Annotated in this window: 16 protein-coding genes; 7 read left to right on the top strand and 9 right to left on the bottom strand. The window is 71.1% G+C overall.

Going from position 1 to position 16,793, the window contains the following annotated elements:
* The first annotated feature begins 59 nt into the window (after window positions 1-59).
* Window positions 60-1,064, top strand: coding sequence for a GlxA family transcriptional regulator (locus DRV84_RS07060; RefSeq protein ID WP_115979185.1), 1,005 nt, complete (start codon window positions 60-62; stop codon window positions 1,062-1,064).
* Window positions 1,065-1,159: 95 nt separating this feature from the next.
* On the opposite strand, the gene DRV84_RS07055 is transcribed toward DRV84_RS07060, so the two are convergent.
* Window positions 1,160-2,290, bottom strand: coding sequence for a PQQ-dependent sugar dehydrogenase (locus tag DRV84_RS07055; RefSeq protein WP_115979184.1), 1,131 nt, complete (start codon window positions 2,288-2,290; stop codon window positions 1,160-1,162).
* Window positions 2,291-2,433: 143 nt separating this feature from the next.
* Between DRV84_RS07055 and DRV84_RS07050 the strand changes: the two genes are divergently transcribed.
* The 6 genes from DRV84_RS07050 (at window position 2,434) to DRV84_RS07025 (ending at window position 8,754) form a co-directional block, all read left to right on the top strand.
* Window positions 2,434-3,615 (top strand): ABC transporter substrate-binding protein, encoded by a 1,182-nt coding sequence (locus DRV84_RS07050; RefSeq protein ID WP_115979183.1) that lies wholly within the window; start codon window positions 2,434-2,436, stop codon window positions 3,613-3,615.
* 94 nt (window positions 3,616-3,709) lie between these two features.
* Window positions 3,710-4,498 carry an ABC transporter ATP-binding protein gene (locus DRV84_RS07045; protein ID WP_115979182.1) on the top strand — a complete coding sequence of 263 codons (789 nt, stop codon included), beginning with the start codon at window positions 3,710-3,712 and terminating at the stop codon, window positions 4,496-4,498.
* Window positions 4,495-5,319 carry an ABC transporter ATP-binding protein gene (locus DRV84_RS07040; protein WP_115979181.1) on the top strand — a complete coding sequence of 275 codons (825 nt, stop codon included), beginning with the start codon at window positions 4,495-4,497 and terminating at the stop codon, window positions 5,317-5,319. The genes DRV84_RS07045 and DRV84_RS07040 overlap by 4 nt, the downstream gene beginning before the upstream one ends.
* A gap of 102 nt (window positions 5,320-5,421) precedes the next feature.
* Complete coding sequence (locus tag DRV84_RS07035) at window positions 5,422-6,432, top strand: branched-chain amino acid ABC transporter permease (protein ID WP_115979180.1); 1,011 nt, start codon at window positions 5,422-5,424, stop codon at window positions 6,430-6,432.
* Entirely contained in the window at window positions 6,429-7,763 is a 1,335-nt protein-coding gene (locus DRV84_RS07030) for a branched-chain amino acid ABC transporter permease (RefSeq protein ID WP_115979179.1), read from the top strand. Before DRV84_RS07035 ends, DRV84_RS07030 begins: the two co-directional genes overlap by 4 nt.
* A gap of 379 nt (window positions 7,764-8,142) precedes the next feature.
* Complete coding sequence (locus DRV84_RS07025) at window positions 8,143-8,754, top strand: invasion associated locus B family protein (RefSeq protein ID WP_115979178.1); 612 nt, start codon at window positions 8,143-8,145, stop codon at window positions 8,752-8,754.
* Window positions 8,755-8,766: 12 nt separating this feature from the next.
* Here DRV84_RS07025 and lpxB read toward each other — a convergent pair whose 3' ends face one another.
* The 8 genes from lpxB to rseP form a co-directional block, all read right to left on the bottom strand.
* Window positions 8,767-9,918, bottom strand: a complete 1,152-nt coding sequence (gene lpxB / locus DRV84_RS07020; RefSeq protein ID WP_115979177.1) for a lipid-A-disaccharide synthase — start codon at window positions 9,916-9,918, stop codon at window positions 8,767-8,769.
* Entirely contained in the window at window positions 9,918-10,814 is an 897-nt protein-coding gene (locus DRV84_RS07015) for an LpxI family protein (RefSeq protein ID WP_115979176.1), read from the bottom strand. Before DRV84_RS07015 ends, lpxB begins: the two co-directional genes overlap by 1 nt.
* 4 nt (window positions 10,815-10,818) lie before the next feature.
* Window positions 10,819-11,604 carry an acyl-ACP--UDP-N-acetylglucosamine O-acyltransferase gene (lpxA, locus tag DRV84_RS07010; RefSeq protein ID WP_115979175.1) on the bottom strand — a complete coding sequence of 262 codons (786 nt, stop codon included), beginning with the start codon at window positions 11,602-11,604 and terminating at the stop codon, window positions 10,819-10,821.
* Window positions 11,601-12,071: a 3-hydroxyacyl-ACP dehydratase FabZ gene (gene fabZ, locus DRV84_RS07005; RefSeq protein ID WP_115979174.1), complete on the bottom strand. Its 471-nt coding sequence runs from the start codon at window positions 12,069-12,071 to the stop codon at window positions 11,601-11,603. The genes lpxA and fabZ overlap by 4 nt, the downstream gene beginning before the upstream one ends.
* Before the next feature lie 59 nt (window positions 12,072-12,130).
* A complete protein-coding gene (locus DRV84_RS07000) occupies window positions 12,131-12,805 on the bottom strand; it encodes an OmpH/Skp family outer membrane protein (protein ID WP_115979173.1) in 675 nt (224 codons plus the stop codon).
* A gap of 4 nt (window positions 12,806-12,809) precedes the next feature.
* Entirely contained in the window at window positions 12,810-15,131 is a 2,322-nt protein-coding gene (bamA, locus tag DRV84_RS06995; RefSeq protein WP_115979261.1) for an outer membrane protein assembly factor BamA, read from the bottom strand.
* 101 nt (window positions 15,132-15,232) lie between these two features.
* Window positions 15,233-15,367, bottom strand: coding sequence for a hypothetical protein (locus DRV84_RS16140; protein ID WP_273524586.1), 135 nt, complete (start codon window positions 15,365-15,367; stop codon window positions 15,233-15,235).
* A 75-nt stretch (window positions 15,368-15,442) separates the two neighbouring features.
* Window positions 15,443-16,786: an RIP metalloprotease RseP gene (gene rseP / locus DRV84_RS06990; RefSeq protein WP_115979172.1), complete on the bottom strand. Its 1,344-nt coding sequence runs from the start codon at window positions 16,784-16,786 to the stop codon at window positions 15,443-15,445.
* Window positions 16,787-16,793 lie beyond the last annotated feature (7 nt).

Genomic DNA, 16,793 nt, shown 5'->3' with positions numbered 1-16,793 from the left:
CCCTTGTACGCGGGGGTGACTCGCCCCTGCGGTCGGCTTGCGAGAGGATGGATAGGACGATGAGCACGCCCCGTCAGACAGTGCGCCTCGCGAGCGTTCCGCTCCGCCCGCGCTCCTTCGTCTTCGTGCCGCTGGAGAACTTCTCGCTGCACTGTTTCTCCTCGGCGGTGGACTGCCTGCGAATCGCCAACCGCATGGCCGACCGCGAGCTCTACACCTGGCGACTGCTGTCCGAGGACGGCGCCGACGTGACCTCCTCGGCCGGGATCACCTTCCGCGTGGACGGCGACCTCGAGGCGCTGACGCGCGAGGACACGCTGATGGTCTGCGGCGGGCTCGACGTGCGCAAGGCGACGACGAAGCGGCTGCTCTCGTGGCTCCGGCGCGAGGCGCGCAAGGGTCTTACCGTGGGCGGGCTCTGCACGGCAGGCTACCCCATGGCGGCAGCCGGCCTTCTCGACGGCAAGCGCGCCACGATCCACTGGGAAAACCAGGACAGTTTCGCCGAGGAATTCGACGAGGTCGCGCTCACGAAATCCATCTTCGTGATCGACGGCAACCGCATGACGACCGCGGGCGGCACCGCCTCGATCGATCTCATGCTCAAGATCGTCGCGAACGACCACGGCGAGGAGCTCGCCAACGCGGTGGCCGATCAGCTGATCTATTCCACGATCCGCACCGATCAGGACAGCCCGCGCCTCTCGATCCCGACGCGCATCGGGGTGCGCCACCCCAAGCTCAGCCGCGTGATCCAGATGATGGAGGCCAACATCGAGGAGCCGATCAGCCCCGCGGTGCTCGCGCGGGAGGTCGGCATGTCCACCCGCCAGCTCGAGCGGCTCTTCCGGCGCTACCTCAACCGCTCGCCGAAGCGCTACTACATGGAGCTTCGCCTGCAGAAGGCGCGCAACCTGCTGATGCAGACCGACATGAGCGTAATCAACGTGGCGCTCGCCTGCGGCTTCGCGAGCCCCTCGCATTTCTCCAAGTGCTACCGCGCGCATTACGACACGACCCCCTACCGCGAGCGCGGCAGCCAGGCGGCGCGCCTGTCGATCTGACGGGCGGGCTCCGCCCGGCGACGACAGCCCGGGGGGTGCGTGCTTGCACGCACCGCCGCAGAGGCCCCACCGCGGTGCGTGGCAGACCACGCAGCTTACCGGGCGGGCGTCATGCGGTAGATCGCGCCCTCGGCCTCCGAGATGAACCAGAGCGCGCCCTGCGGCCCCTCGGCCACGTCGCGCACGCGCCCCGTCGCGGGGCCCGCCAAGCGGTCGATCTCGCGCAGGGGATCGCCGCCGACCTGCGCGATGAAATCCGAGTTGAGCGACCCGGCGAAGATGTGCCCCTTCCACTCGGGCCAGAGCGCGCCGGAATAGATCGCCATGCCCGAGGGCGCGATCGAGGGGTCCCAGTAGAACTTCGGCTGCGCCATGCCGGGCTTCGCCGTGCCCTCGCCGATCTTCGCGCCGGAGTAATGCGTGCCGTAGGAGATCACGGGCCAGCCGTAGTTGACGCCGCGCTCGACGCGGTTGATCTCGTCCCCGCCGCGCGCGCCGTGCTCGTGCAGCCAAAGGCGCCCCTCGGCGTCGAGCGCGAGGCCCTGCGGATTGCGGTGGCCCCAGGACCAGATCTCGGGCAGCGCGTCGTCGTGCCCGACGAGCGGGTTGTCCGCGGGCACCGAGCCGTCGCGCGCGATGCGCAGGACCGAGCCGTTGTGCATGGACAGATCCTGCGCCGAGGGCCGCTCGCCCCGGTCGCCGATGGTGAAGAAGAGCGTGCCGTCCGGCGCCTCGACGAGGCGCGAGCCGTAGTGCCGCCCCGTGCGCCCGCCGGGCTCCATTTCGAAGAGCACGCGCAGATCCGTCAGCCGCTCCGCCCCTTCGGCGAGCCGGGCGCTGGCGACCGCGGTGCCCGTGCCGCCGCCCTCGATGCGGGTGGCGAAGGTAAAGACGATCTCGCGGCGCTCGGGAAAGTCGCGCGGCACCAACACGTCGAGGAGCCCGCCCTGCCCCACGGCCGCGACCTCCGGCAGGCCGTCGATCCGGGTGCGCGCGCCGTCCGCCGCCACACGCCAGAGGAGGCCCTCGCGCTCGGTCACGAGAAAGCCGCCGCCGGGCAGGAAATCGAGCGCCCAGGGGGTGCGGAAGCCCTCCGCCATCCGCTCCAGCGCGGCTTGGCCGGCGCGCGTCTCGATCTCGCCCGCGGGCGCGCCGGCACGCGCGGGTCCGCATACCGCGCCGGCGAGCGCCACGGCCACGACGGCCGCCGTCACAGAAATACGCATCGCAGCCTCCCTTTTGCCCAGCAAGATAGCCGCGGCGGCGCGCCGCGCCAGACCCGCGCGCGCCCGCGCGGATCGGACTTTTCAATCGTGATCGGAAATTCTAGTGTCCCGCCGGACGTTCCGTCCAATCAGGGAGTCGAGACATGAGAAAGCTTCTGCTCGCCAGCGCGGCCTCCGTCATCGCCGGCACCGCCGCGGCCGAGGATGTCCCGATCGGGGTGATCCTTGGCTTCACCGGCCCGATCGAGTCGCTCACGCCGCACATGGCGCAAAGCGCCGAGCTCGCCATGGAAGAGATGAACGAGAGCGGCAATTTCCTCGACGGGCACACGCTCGTGCCCGTGCGCGCGGATTCCACCTGCATCGACAGCGCCGCCGCCACCGCCGCCGCCGAGCGGCTGATCACCGACGACGGCATTGTCGCGATCATGGGCGCCGACTGTTCCGGCGTGACCGGCGCGGTGCTCTCCAACGTGGCCGTGCCGAACGGCGTGCCGATGGTCTCGCCCTCGGCGACCTCGCCCGCGCTCTCGACAGCGGAGGACAACGGCCTCTTCTTCCGCACCGCGCCCTCGGACGCGCGGCAGGGCGGCGTGATCGCCGACATCCTGATGGATCGCGGCATCGAGGAAGTGGCCGTCACCTACACCAACAACGACTACGGCAAGGGCCTCGCCGACAGCTTTCAGGCCTCCTACGAGGAGATGGGCGGCGAAGTGACGCTCTCGGCGCCGCACGAGGACGGCAAGGCCGACTACTCCGCCGAGGTGGGCGCGCTCGCGTCGGCCGGCGGCGAGGTGCTCGCGGTCTTCGGCTACTCCGACCAAGGCGGCAAGGGCATCATCCGCTCGGCGCTCGACACCGGCGCCTTCGACCGCTTCGTGATGGGCGACGGCATGTACGGCGACGAGCTGCTCGCCGATCTCGGCCAGTTCATGGAGGGCTCCTTCGGCGCCGTGCCCTGGAGCCAGGGCGAGGGCACCGAGGCCTTCACGGCGCTCACCGAAGAGGCCGGCGTCAACGGCGAGAGCTCCTTCACCCGCGAGAGCTACGACGCCGCCGCGCTGATCGGCATGGCGATGATGGCCGGCGGCGAGGCGACGCCCGAGGCCGTGGCCGCGAACCTGATGGACGTCGCCAACGCCCCGGGCGAGGAGATCCTGCCCGGCGAGCTCGGCCGCGCGCTCGAGATCCTCGCCGAGGGCGGCGAGGTCGACTACGTCGGCGCCTCGAACGTCGAGCTGATCGGCCCGGGCGAGGCCGCGGGCACCTACCGCGAGTACGACGTCACCGACGGCGACTACGAGACCGTGCAGTTCCGCTGAGCCGGCGCTGCGACGAGCCAGGAAGCAGCCCGGGGCGATCCCCGGGCTGTTTCTTGAAGAGGAAGACCGCGGAGCACGCGGCGCGGGGGTGGCGATGATCGAGGTTCACGACCTTCACAAGCATTTCGGCGGCTTCCACGCCGTCGACGGGGCGAGCCTGCGGATCGCGCCCGGCTCGATCACCGGGCTGATCGGGCCGAACGGCGCGGGCAAGTCGACGCTCTTCAACGTGATCGCCGGCGTGCTGCCGCCGACCTCGGGCCGGGTGACCATGGCCGGCGAGGACATCACCGGCCTTCCGCCGCACGCGCTCTTTCACAAGGGGCTGCTGCGCACCTTCCAGATCGCGCACGAGTTCCACTCGATGACGGTGCTCGAGAACCTGATGATGGTGCCCGGGGGGCAGGCGGGCGAGTCGCTCTGGACCACGTGGGTCGCGCGGGGCCGCATCCGCCGCGAGGAGGCCGAGATCGCCGCCCGCGCGCACGAGGTGCTGGAGTTCCTGACCATCGACCATCTGGCCGACGAGAAGGCCGCGAACCTCTCCGGCGGGCAGAAGAAGCTGCTCGAGCTCGGGCGCACGATGATGGTGGACGCCAAGATCGTCTTTCTCGACGAGGTGGGCGCGGGCGTGAACCGCACGCTGCTCAACACCATCGCCGACGCGATCCAGCGGCTGAACGCGGAGCGCGGCTATACCTTCGTGGTGATCGAGCACGACATGGATTTCATCGGCCGCATCTGCGATCCGGTCATCTGCATGGCCGAGGGCAAGGTGCTCGCCGAGGGCACGCTCGACGAGATCAAGGCCGACGAGCGCGTGATCGAGGCGTATCTGGGGACCGGCCTCAAGAACAAGGCCAAGACGGAGGCGGAGGCATGAGCGGCCCGGCCTACGACGACCGCGGCAACAAGGACCGCACCATCACCAAGGCGGGACAGGTCGGGCAACTGCGCGCCGCGGACAACCGCGACGCCCGGCCCGTTCACTCGCGCGACGCCTTCCTCATCGGCGACGGCATGACCGGCGGCTACGGGCGCGGGGCGGACATCCTGCACGACTGCACCATCGCCGTCGAAAAGGGCCAGATCGCGGTGATCGTCGGCCCCAACGGCGCGGGCAAGTCCACGGCGATGAAGGCCGTCTTCGGGATGCTGAGCATCCACACCGGCTCCGTCCGCCTTGGGGGCGAGGACATCACGCGGCTCGCGCCGCAGGCCCGCGTGCGCAAGGGCATGGGCTTCGTGCCGCAGAACGCCAACATCTTCACCTCCATGACGGTGGAGGAAAACCTCGAGATGGGCGCCTTCATCCGGACTGACGACTATTCCGATACGATGGCGCAGGTTTATGACCTCTTCCCCATCCTCAAGGAAAAGCGCCGCCAGCCGGCGGGCGAGCTATCCGGCGGGCAGCGCCAGCAGGTCGCGGTTGGCCGCGCGCTGATGACGGAGCCCACGGTGCTGATGCTCGACGAGCCGACCGCCGGCGTGAGCCCGATCGTCATGGACGAGCTCTTCGACCGCATCATCGAGGTGGCGCGCACCGGCATCTCGATCCTGATGGTCGAACAGAACGCGCGCCAGGCGCTGGCGATCGCCGATCAGGGCTACGTGCTGGTGCAGGGGCGCAACGCCTACACCGGCACCGGAGAGGAGCTGCTCGCCGACCCCGAGGTGCGGCGCAGCTTTCTCGGTGGATGAGGCCGGTGGCGCCCCTGGCGGCAATCGCCGCCGCCCGCACGACGCCCTCTCTATCACGGCACCTGCGAGGCCGCGCCTCGCCCCGAGCGGAGTGACCGACGCATGGACTTCCTGAACGCGCTCGTCGCGCTCTCCAACTTCGTGATCGTCCCGGCCGTCGCCTACGGCAGCCAGCTCGCCCTCGGCGCGCTCGGGGTGACGCTGATCTACGGCATCCTGCGGTTTTCCAACTTTGCCCACGGCGACACGATGGCCTTCGGCACCATGGGCGTGATCCTCGCCACGTGGTGGTTGCAGGGGCTGGGCGTGAGCCTCGGGCCGTTGCCCACCGCGCTCCTCGCCCTGCCCGCGGGCATCGCGATCTGCGCGGCGCTGGTGCTGGCGACGGACCGGGTGGTCTATCGCTTCTACCGGGCGCAGCGGGTGAAGCCGGTGATCCTCGTCATCGTGTCGATGGGGGTGATGTTCGTCTACAACGGGCTCACCCGCTTCGTCATCGGGCCGGGCGACCAGAGCTTCGGCGACGGCTCGCGCTTCGTGATCTCGGCGCTCGATTTCCGCGCCATGACCGGGCTTCAGGAAGGGCTCGCAATCCGCACGAGCCAGGCGATCACGCTGGTCACGGCGATCGTCGTCGTCGCGATCCTCTTCTGGTTTCTCAATCGCACGCGCACCGGCAAGTCGATGCGCGCCTATTCCGACAACGAGGACCTCGCGCTTCTCTCCGGCATCAACCCCGAGCGGGTGGTGCTGGTGACCTGGCTGATCGTCGCGGCGCTCGCCACCGTGGCGGGCACGCTCTACGGGCTCGACAAGAGCTTCAAGCCCTTCACCTATTTCCAGCTCCTGCTGCCGATCTTCGCCTCCGCGATCGTCGGCGGCCTCGGCAGCCCGGTGGGCGCCATCGCCGGGGGCTTCATCATCGCCTTCTCGGAGGTGACGATCACCTACGCCTGGAAGAAGGTGCTGGGCCATCTCCTGCCTGAGAGCCTCGAGCCCGACGGGCTCGTGCAGCTTCTGGCGGTCGATTACAAATTCGCGGTGAGCTTCGTGATCCTGGTCGTTGTCCTGCTGATCCGGCCCACCGGTCTCTTCAGGGGGAAGGCGGTATGAGCGAGCGCATCCACTCCGGCGCCGGCGGGACCGACCGCGCGCGCACGGTCCTCCTCTTCGTGCTGGTGGCCGTGCTGATCCTCGGCACGGGTTTCGTGCAGAGCTGGAACACCGCGCTGGTGATCCTCAACATGGGGCTCGTCAGCGCGATCATGTCGCTCGGCGTCAACATGCAGTGGGGCTTCGCCGGGCTCTTCAACGTGGGCGTCATGGGCTTCGTCGCGCTCGGCGGCCTCGCCGCGGTGCTCGTCGGCATGCCGCCCGTGCCCGAGGCCTGGGCCGCCGGCGGGCCGCGGATCATCGGCGCGCTTCTGCTCAGCGCGGGGGTGATCGCGCTCGCCGTGACGCTTTACAAGCGGATGACGCCGGGCCGCCTGCGCGCCTTCCTCGTCTTCGCCGTCGTCGTCGTGGGCTTCTTCGTCTATCGCGGGCTTCTCGACCCGGCGAAGGAGGCAGTGGAATCGGTCGACCCCGCCGCGACCGGCTATCTGGGCGGGCTCGGCCTGCCGATCGTGCTCGCCTGGCCGGTGGGCGGGCTGCTGGCCGCCGGCGCGGCCTGGGTGATCGGCAAGGTCGCGCTGGGGCTGCGCTCGGACTACCTCGCCATCGCGACGCTCGGCATCGCCGAGATCGTCATCGCCATCCTCAAGAACGAGGACTGGCTCTCGCGCGGGGTCAAGAACGTGATCGGCCTGCCCCGCCCCGTCCCCTACGAGGTGGACCTGCAACAGGACCCGGCCTTCGTCGAGCGGGCGGCGAGCCTCGGCATGGACCCGGCCACCGCCTCCTCGATCACGGTGAAGCTCGGCTACAGCGCCTTCTTCACGGTGGTTCTGGTCATCATCCTGATCGCCGCGCAGCTCGCGCTCAACTCGCCCTGGGGGCGCATGATGCGCGCGATCCGCGACAACGAGACCGCGGCCGAGGCGATGGGCAAGGATGTGACCGGGCGCCACCTGCAGATCTTCATCCTCGGCTCGGCGCTCCTCGGCCTCGCGGGGGCGATGATGACGACGCTCGACGGGCAGCTCACGCCGGCGAGCTACCAGCCGCTGCGCTTCACCTTCCTGATCTGGGTGATGGTGATCGTCGGCGGCTCGGGCAACAACTTCGGCGCGGTGCTCGGCGGGTTCCTCGTCTGGTGGCTCTGGGTTCAGGTGGAGCCGATCGGGCAAGGGGTCATGTCCCTCGTCACCGCCGGCATGGCCGAGGACAGCGCCGTGCGCGATCACCTCATGGACAGCGTGGCGCACATGCGGCTCCTGACCATGGGGGTGGTGATGCTGCTGATGCTGCGCTTCGCGCCGCGCGGGCTGCTGCCCGAGCGCTAGGGCTGCGAACCTCGCGTTAACCCGCATCTGCGACCGTGGGGCGTGCCGGGTTGCCGTGCCCGGTGCGGTCTTTCCCTGTCGACCTGGCCGCGCCCTCGGGCGCGGCCTCTTTTTCGGGCAGGCGCCCCGCCCTGCCACGGCCGTGCCGCATTCCCCGGCATTGACTGTTGACGCTCATGTGAAGACTTCGTAGCGTTAACCCAATGACAGGGCCGGCCGGTCCGACGGGGGGGTGGCAACACCGGGAAAAGGGGGCCTCGGCCCCCTTTTTCTATGGCCGGTTTCCATGTCCGGCGCGCGCCCGGTTTCGGCGCTGACACCCGGCGCGCCGCGTGCTATGCGCCGGGCGACCGCAACAGGAAACCGGGACGCCCCTGCCATGCAGAGCACACGCCTACCGCTGACCCTCGCCGCCCTGGCCGCCCTCGCCGCGCCGCTCGCCGCGCAGGAGGCCGACGCGCCCGCCGACGGCGCCGCCGGGGCCGAGCCCGCGCAAACGGACACGCCCGGCGCGGACCTCAGCCTCGGCACCGCGGACGTCGGCTCCACCTACGTCGAGGAGGAGGTCGGCGACTGGCAGATCCAGTGCATCCGCACCGAGCAAGGCGAGGACCCCTGCACGCTCTACCAGCTCCTGACCGACGAGCAGGACAACCCGGTGGCCGAGGTCAGCATTTTCCGCCTGCCCGAGGGCGGGCGCGCGGAGGCCGGCGCCACCGTCATCGCGCCGCTCGAGACGCTCTTGACCGAACAGCTCCGCATCGCCGTCGACGGGGGTCAGGGCAAGCGCTATCCCTTCTCCTTCTGCAATCCGGTGGGCTGCTACGCGCGGATCGGTCTCACGGCCTCGGACGTCGAGGCCTACAAGCGCGGCGCGGCGGCGCAGGTCACCATCGTGCCCTTCGCGGCGCCCGATCAGACCGTGACGCTGGAGATGTCGCTCACGGGCTTCACCGACGGCTACGACAAGATCTCGGTCCTCGAGAACTGAGCGCGCGGGCCGTCAGGCCCGCCCCAACCCGTCCAGAACCGCGCGCGCGGCGCGCAGCCCCGGCGGATCGCCCCCGGCGCCGAGGCGCGCCATGGTCGCCGCCATCGCCCGTTGCTGCGGGCCGGGGGCGTCGAGCACCTCGCCGAGCGCCGCCGCGATCGGGCCGGGCCGACAGTCCCGGCCAAGAAACTCCGGCACCGTGCGCGTGCCCGAGACGAGGTTGACGAGCGTCACCGTGTCCACCCGCAGCATGCGTCCGATGATCTGGTGCGAGATCCAGCCGCCGTCGTAGGCGATCACCATGGGCGTGCCGGCCGCCGCCAGCTCGAGCGAGACGGTGCCGGAGGCGGCGAGCGCCACGTCGGCGGCGGCGAAGGCCGCGCGCTTCTCGGCCGCCGCGCCCGCCTTGCGCGGGTCGATCAGCACCGGCGCCCCCGGCCAGTCGGCGACCGCCGCGGCGACCGCGCCGGCCACGTCATGCGCCGCCGGCACGACGACGCACAGCCCCGGCCGCGCCTCGGCGAGCTGCGCGAGCGCCGCGCGGAACACCGGCGTCAGCCGCGCAACCTCCGACCGGCGCGACCCCGGCAGGGCGAGGACGAGCGGCCCCTCCCCGACCCCGTGGCGCACGCGAAAGGCCGCGGCCGCATCCGCGCCGGCCTGCGGTGCGGTGACGACCGGGTGGCCGACGAAATCGCAGCGCATCCCGGCGGCTTCCATGTAGGGCGGCTCGAACGGCAGGAGCGCGAGCACCTGATCGACATGCGCGGCCATGCGCTCGGCGCGTTTCGGCCGCCACGCCCAGACCGTCGGCGCGACGTAGTGCACCGTGCGGATATCGGCGCGCGCCTTGACGCGCTCGGCCACGCGCAGGCTGAACTCCGGCAGGTCGATGGTGATCAGAACGTCCGGTCGGGCGGCCACCACCGCCTCCGCCGTCTCGGCGATCCGGCGCTTCAGCGCGCGGTAGCGGGCGAGGATCTCGACCACGCCCATGACCGAGATTTCCTCCATCGGGAAGTGGCTCTCGAGCCCCCGGGCCGTCATCTCGGGGCCGCCGATGCCCTCGAAGGCCACCCCCGGCACGAGGGTGGCGAGCCCCTCCATCAGCGCCGCGCCGAGCCGGTCGCCGGAGGCCTCCCCGGCGATGAGAAAGACGCGCATCAGCCGCGCACCCAGAGAAAGAGCCCCGCCCGATCGAGCGCCGCGACCGTCGCATCCCGGTCGAGCACCATGACGCCGCCCGCCTCGATCACGATGCCGGCGAGCCCGGCGGCGGCCACGGCACCGGCCGTGCGCGGGCCGATGGCCGGCAGATCGGCGCGGCGGTCCTGATCGGGCTTCGGCACCTTGTAGAGAAGGCCCGCGCGCGCGGCCTCCTCGCCGCCCTGCCCCGAGAGCCAGTCCGCCGCCCCGCCGAGCACGTCGCCCATCATGTCGGCGGCCCAGCTGAAAGGATCGCCCGGAGCGTCCCCCGGCCCCGGCGCCGCGGGCGGCGCGAGGCGGGCGAGCATGGCGTCCGTGCCCTCCGGCCCCTCGCGGGCGAGCACCCGGTCGCCCCGGATCGCGCAGGCCTGCCCCTGATCGGCGGCGCCCATCTCGGCGACGACCTCGGCGCCGAGGCGCGCCTCGGCCTCCGCGCCGGGGCCGGGGCGCGCGGCGGTCAGGACGCCCGCCGGGGGCAGGAGCGCGGGCGCGGCCTCATGCGCGGCGACGACCTCGAAGCCCTCGCCCTCCAGAATCGCGATGAGCGCGCGCAGCGCCCCGTCGTCGCCGAGGCGCAGCGCATCGCGCAGCCGCGGCACGAGTGGCAGCGTCGCGTCGTCGAGCGCGCCGAGATCGATCTCGGGCCGGCGCACGCCGCCGCAGAGGCAGACCCGCGTCACCCCCTGCGCCTTGAGCGTGGCCATCAGCCCGCCGAGCTGCTCGACGCGGAAGGTCATGTCGGGCGCGAGCCCCTCCGGCGCGTGGCCGCTCAGCGCGCAGACAAGCGGCCGGCGCGCCTGCGCCGCCGCGACGGCAGCGGGCAGCGTCCCCTCCCCTGCGATCAGCGCCAGCATCCGCTCACCCCGGCGTCAGGAACGACCGGTCGCTGCCGGCGAGCACGAAGTCCACGATCTCGCGGACGTAATCGCTCTGCGTCTCGTCGCCGAGCCGCCGCGCGCGGTCCTGAAAGGCGCCCTCGCCCTGCGCGAGCATCTGGAAGGCGGCGCGCAGCGCGGTGATGTCCGCGCGCGAGACGCCCCGGCGCTTCAGCCCGACGAGGTTCAGCCCGTCGAGCCGCCCGCGCGGCGCCTGCACGAGGCCGTGCGGGATCACGTCGTTGGTGACCATGGTCACCGCGCCGATGATCGCGCCGCGCCCGATGCGCACGAACTGATGCACGCCGGAGAGCCCGCCGACGATCACCTCGTCCTCGAGCACGCAGTGCCCGGCGAGCGCGGCGTTGTTGACGAGGATCACCCAGTCGCCGATCTGCACGTCGTGGGCGACGTGGCAGCCGGCCATGAAGAGCCCGTCGTCGCCCACGCGCGTGACGCCGCCGCCGCCCTCGGTGCCGCAATTCATGGTGACGTGCTCGCGGATGCGGTTGCGCGCGCCGATCTCGAGGCGGGTCTTCTCGCCGCGATACTTCAGGTCCTGCGGCACCTCGCCGATCACCGCGAAGGGGAAGATCAGCGTCTCGGCGCCGATGCGCGTGGCGCCGGTGACGACGACGTGGCTGCGCAGCTCGACGCCCGGGCCGAGCTCCACCTCCGGCCCGACGTGGCAGAAGGGGCCGACGACGCAGCCCTCGCCGAGCGTCGCGCCCGGCTCGACGACGGCCGACGGATGGACCTCGGCGCTCAAGCTGCGGTCCCGTCGCCCTGGTCGAACATCGCCGAGAACTCCGCCTCGGCGGCGAGCTCTCCGGCGACCTCGGCGCGGCCGGCGAACTTCCAGACCTTGCCGCCGGGCTTGCCGCGCAGCGTCTCGATCCGCATCTCGAGCACGTCGCCCGGGATCACCTTGCGGCGGAACTTCGCCTTGTCGATGCCCATGAAGTAGAGAAGCAGGCGCTGATCCTCGAGCCCGAGCGCGACGCCCACCATGACGCCGGCGGTCTGCGCCATCGCCTCGACGATGGTGACGCCGGGCATGATCGGGTGGCCGGGGAAATGGCCCTGGAAATGCGGCTCGTTCGCGGTGACGTTCTTGATGCCGGTCGCGGCCTGCGTGCCCTCGATCCCCTCGACCCGATCGACGAGCAGGAAGGGATAGCGATGCGGCAGAATGCGCTGGATGCGCTGTATATCGGCGGTGAGAGGCTCGGTCATCGGGGGCTCCGGGAGAGGTCGCGTCCTGCTAGCAATCCGCGCGGAGCGGGGCAAGCCGCTCAGGGTGCGTCGGCCCCGGGCGGCGCGACGGCCGGGCCGTCGGGCGCGCCCTCGGCGGGCGCCTCGCCCGGCGTGGCCGGCGCGATCTCGGGCGTCTCCGGGATCTCGGGCGAGATGGTCGCGTCGATCCGCGCGCGGGCGGCCTCGGTGATGTCCACGGCGTCGAGGCTCATGAAGACCGAACGCGCCTCCACGATCACCGCCGCGCCGCTCTCGCGCATCATCTCCTCGAGCACTGGCCGCGCCGCCCGGATGAAGGTGCGCCGGGCCGCGTCGCTGCGCGCGGCGAGCGCGCGGGCCTTCGCGTCCTGCTCGCGCCGGATGCGCATGACGCGGCGGTCGAAGGCCTCGGCCTCCTGCCGGAAGGCCTCGGGCGCCATCTCCGGCCGGCGCTCGGTCAGCGCGCGCTCCTCGGCGGCGAGCTCCGCCTCGATGTGGCGGTTCTCGGCGGCGAGCGCGGCGCCCTGCTCGTCGAGCGCCTCGGCGACGCGGCGGCCGTAGGCGGACTCGGCGTAAAGCCGATCCGGGTCAATGGTGAGCACCGGGCTCTGGATCGTGCCGGTGACGAAGCCGCCGCGCTCCTGTGTCTGCGCCGCCCCGGCGGCCGCCACGGCCACCAGAAGCGCGGCGATCAGCCGTGACGGCCGCCGCAGGCGGAGCGCGGCGCGGACCATCGCCTCAGAAGTCGGTCGAGATGGTCAGGTCGAAGTTCTGCGCCTCGTCCTGCGGGCGCTTCTCGATCGCTTCGGAGAAGTTGAAGCGCAGCGGGCCGATCGGCGTGTCCCAGAAGAGCGAGAGGCCGATCGTCTGGCGCAGCGAGAAATCCTCGTAGAGGATCGTGCCTTTCGGATCGTCGAGGCTCCAGAGCGACCCGGCGTCGTAGAAGACGCCGCCGCTCACGCCGATTTCCTCGGGCAGGCCGAGCGGAAACTCTGCCTCGAACCGCGCCACTGCGTACATCTCGCCGCCGAGCGCGTCGTCGATGTCGGTGCCGACCTCCCGCGGGCCGATGCCGTCGAGGGTGAAGCCGCGCATCCGCCGCGGGCCGAGGAAGAAGCGATCCGTCACCCGGCTCGACCCGTCGGTGTAGTTGAGCGCGCCCCCCTCGAGGGTGGCGCGCAGGGTCACCTCCTCGTTCCAGACGCGGCGCTGCGCGACGGCCCGGGCGCGCGTCTCGACGTAGGTGCTGTCGCCGCCGAGGCCCCCGAAGTCCTGCCCGAATTCCAGCAGGATGCCCGCGTTCGGGTCGAGCCCGGTGCGGCGCGTGTCGTAGCTGAGCGTATAGCCGACGGAGCTCTTCCACTCGTCGCCGCGGTCGACCTCGTCGCTGATGGTCTGCCCGAGATTGCCGCCGGGGTCCGAGAGCTCGGTGTATTCGGCGGTATAATTCAGCGCGAGGCGCGTGTTCTCGGCGATCGGGAAGCCGAGCGAGGGGCGCAGGCGCCCGATCGCGGTGTCGTACCGCGCCAGAAGGTTGTCCGTCTCACGGTAGGAGACGTTGAAGCCGAACCGCAGGTCGCGCCCGAGGAAGGCGGGCTCGCTGAAGCCGAGTTCGTAGACGCGGTCGTCCGCGCCCGTCGACACCTCGAGCGAGAAGCGCTGCCCGCGGCCGAGGAAGTTGCGCTCCTGGAAGCGCACGACCGCGCCGAAGCCCGATGTGCTGGAGTAGGTGCCGCCGAAGGTGAGGCTGCCGGTCGGCTGTTCCTCGACGTCGACGTCGACGATCACCTGTTCTTCGCTCGAGCCCTCGCGCGCCTCGACGTCGGCGGAGGCGAAGAGGCCGAGCGCGCGGATGCGTTCCGCGGCCGCGCGGATTTCGCGGGGGTTGAACGGATCGCCCTCCGCGATGCGGAACTGGCGCCGGATCACCCGGTCGAGCGTGGCGGTGTTGCCCTCGATGTCGATCCGCTCGACGAAGACGCGCGGGCCGCGCTCCAGCCGATAGGCGATGTCGAGCGTCTGGTCGCGGTCGTTGCGCGTCACCTCGGGCTGCACGCGGACGAAATCGAGCCCCCGCTCGACCGCGAGCCGCTCGAGCCGCGCGATGTCGTCGTCCACCCGCGCGGGCGAATAGACCTGCCCGGGCCGGGTGCGCACCGCCTCCTCGAAGGCCGCGAGATCGACGGCGGGCAGATCGCTCGTGACGGTGAGCGCGCCGAACCGGAAACGCTGCCCCTCTCGGACGTTGAAGGCGACGAAGTAGCCGTCCCGCTCCTCCGCGAGCTCCGCGTTGACCGCGGTGATCTCGAAGTCGACGTAGCCGCGCGAATTGTAGAAATCGGTCAGCAACTGCCGGTCGAACTCGATCCGGTCGGCGATGAGCGTGTCCGACTGGATGAACGCGCGCAGGACGCCGGCCTGTTTCGTCTGAAGCACCCGGCGCAGCCGGCGATCGGAGAAGGCGTCGTTGCCGACGAAGCCGATCCGCTCGATCTCGACCACGTCGCCCTCGAACACCTCGAAGACGAGATCGACGCGGTTCTCGCTGCGCTCGATCACCCGCGGCGTGACGCGGGCCGCGATCCGACCCTGCGCCTCGTAGGCCTCCACGATGGTGGCGACGTCCTCTTCCACCTGCGACGGGTTGAAGACCCGGCGCGGCTGCACCGAGATCAGCTCGCCGAGACGCTCGTCGGCGATGCGGCGGTTTCCCTCGAAGGCAATCTGGTTGATGGTCGGATATTCCGCGACGCGGATGACCAGCCGCTCGCCCTCCGGCTCGATCTCGACCGTCTCGAACAGGCCGCTGTCGAGAATGCGGCGATAGGCCTCGTTCAGCTCGGCGCTTGAGACGGTTTCACCGCGCGCGATCCCCGCGTAGCTCAGGATGGTGCGCGGCGCGATGCGCTCGTTGCCCTCGATCGCGACGGAGGTGAAGCGGAAGTCCTGCGCCTGCGCCGGCGACGCCATCAGGACGGGGCCGAGCGCGAGCGGTGCCGCGACGAGCCAAGCTGCCGTATACCCGCCGCGCAGCGACGCGGCCCCCCATCGCTTCTGCATCGCGCCCATCCGTTCCGATATCCTGCACAAGGTGGTATCGGCATCGGGGTGGGTTGTCAAAGCCGCGTCGCCGCCCTGTCCGCGCAGGCCCCGCCCGCCGCTCAGATCAGGGCGAGGAACGCCCCGAGCCCGAGACCCACCAGCAGCGCGAGGGGATAGGCCAGCCAGTCCCAGTTGAGCGCCACGAGCGCGCCGAGCGTTCGGCCGCCGTGGCGCAAGGTGTCCGTCGTCTGCATCCCGTGTCCGCCTGTCATGTCGCTCGGCCGACAGCCTACCCCGCCAATGTGGCGGGATTTCGGCGCGCGACCCGGTCAGGGGCAGAAGAGATCGTTGAACACCGCGAAGGCCATGAGCGACAGGATCGCGACCAGCCCCGCGCCCATCAGCGCCTGAAGCGCGCGGTCCGAGGGCGGACGCCCGGAGATGGCCTCGTAGGCGTGAAAGACGAGGTGGCCGCCGTCGAGCACTGGCACCGGGAAGAGGTTCAGAAGCCCCACGGCCGTCGAGAGCACCGCGATGAACCAGATGAAGCTCATCGCCCCCTGGCTCGCCATGGCGCCCGAGGTCTCGGCGATGCCGATGGGCCCCGACAGGTTGCAGGAGCTGATCGCGCCGGTGACCATGTGCCAGAGACCCGAGAGCGAGCCCTGGATCACCGTGCCGACCTGCGCCACGCCGCCCCAGAGCGCGGTGAGCGGCCCGACCATCTCGGTCGCCGGCTCGAAGACCATGCCGCCGATGATGCCGATGCGCCAGTGCGTCTCGAAGCCGCCGCCGGGCTGCGGCTCGTCGGTGCGCTTGGGCTCGAGCGTGCGTTCGAGCGTTTCGCCGTCGCGCCAGACGGTGAGCGCGAGCGCCGCGCCCTCGGAGGTCTCGACGATCTCGCGCAGGTCGTCGAAGGCGGCGATCCGGTCGCCGTTCACCTCGGTGATGACGTCGCCCGGGCGCAGCCCCGCGGCGAGCGCGGCCGACTGCGGGATCACCTGCGTCACGATCGGCGGATAGGGATAGGGCCCCGTGACCGTGACCTCCCGGCCGTCGCGGGAGACGCGATAGGGCAGCTCCGGCGCGCGCGGCAGCGCGTCCGAGAACCGCTCGAAGCCCTCCGTATCGCCGAACGAGGGCACCGCCATGTCCGCGATCTCGAGGATGCGGTCGCCCTCCTGAAGCTCGTTGGTCATCGGCACCGGCCGCAGGTCGCCGACGGTGAGCGGCTCGGCGATCTCGCCGCGCGCGAAGATCACCGCCGCGAAGACCACGACCGAGAGCGCGAAGTTGAAGATCGGCCCGGCGGCGACGGTCGCCGAGCGCGCCCAGAGCGGCGCGCCGGCCATGGTGTGGCGCTGCTCCTCCGGGCTCATCCCGGCGAGCGCCTCCGCGTCCGTCCCGCTCGCCGCGTTGGAATCGCCGAGGAACTTGACGTAGCCGCCGAAGGGCAGCGCCGCGATCTGCCACTGCGTGCCGCGCTTGTCGGTGCGCGACCAGATGACCGGCCCGAAGCCGAGCGAAAAGACCTCCGCCTCGATCCCCGACCAGCGGCCGACGATGTAATGTCCGTATTCATGGATCGCCACGATCACCGACAGGGCGACCACGAAGGCGAGAATCGTCCAGATCAGCCCGCCGAATTGCGGGACAAGGCTCAGCGCGTCCAAATCGACC

Origin of the sequence: Rhodosalinus sediminis (assembly GCF_003385555.1) — a bacterium.
Taxonomy (GTDB): domain Bacteria; phylum Pseudomonadota; class Alphaproteobacteria; order Rhodobacterales; family Rhodobacteraceae; genus Rhodosalinus; species Rhodosalinus sediminis.
This window is presented reverse-complemented; position numbering and strand designations above follow the sequence as displayed.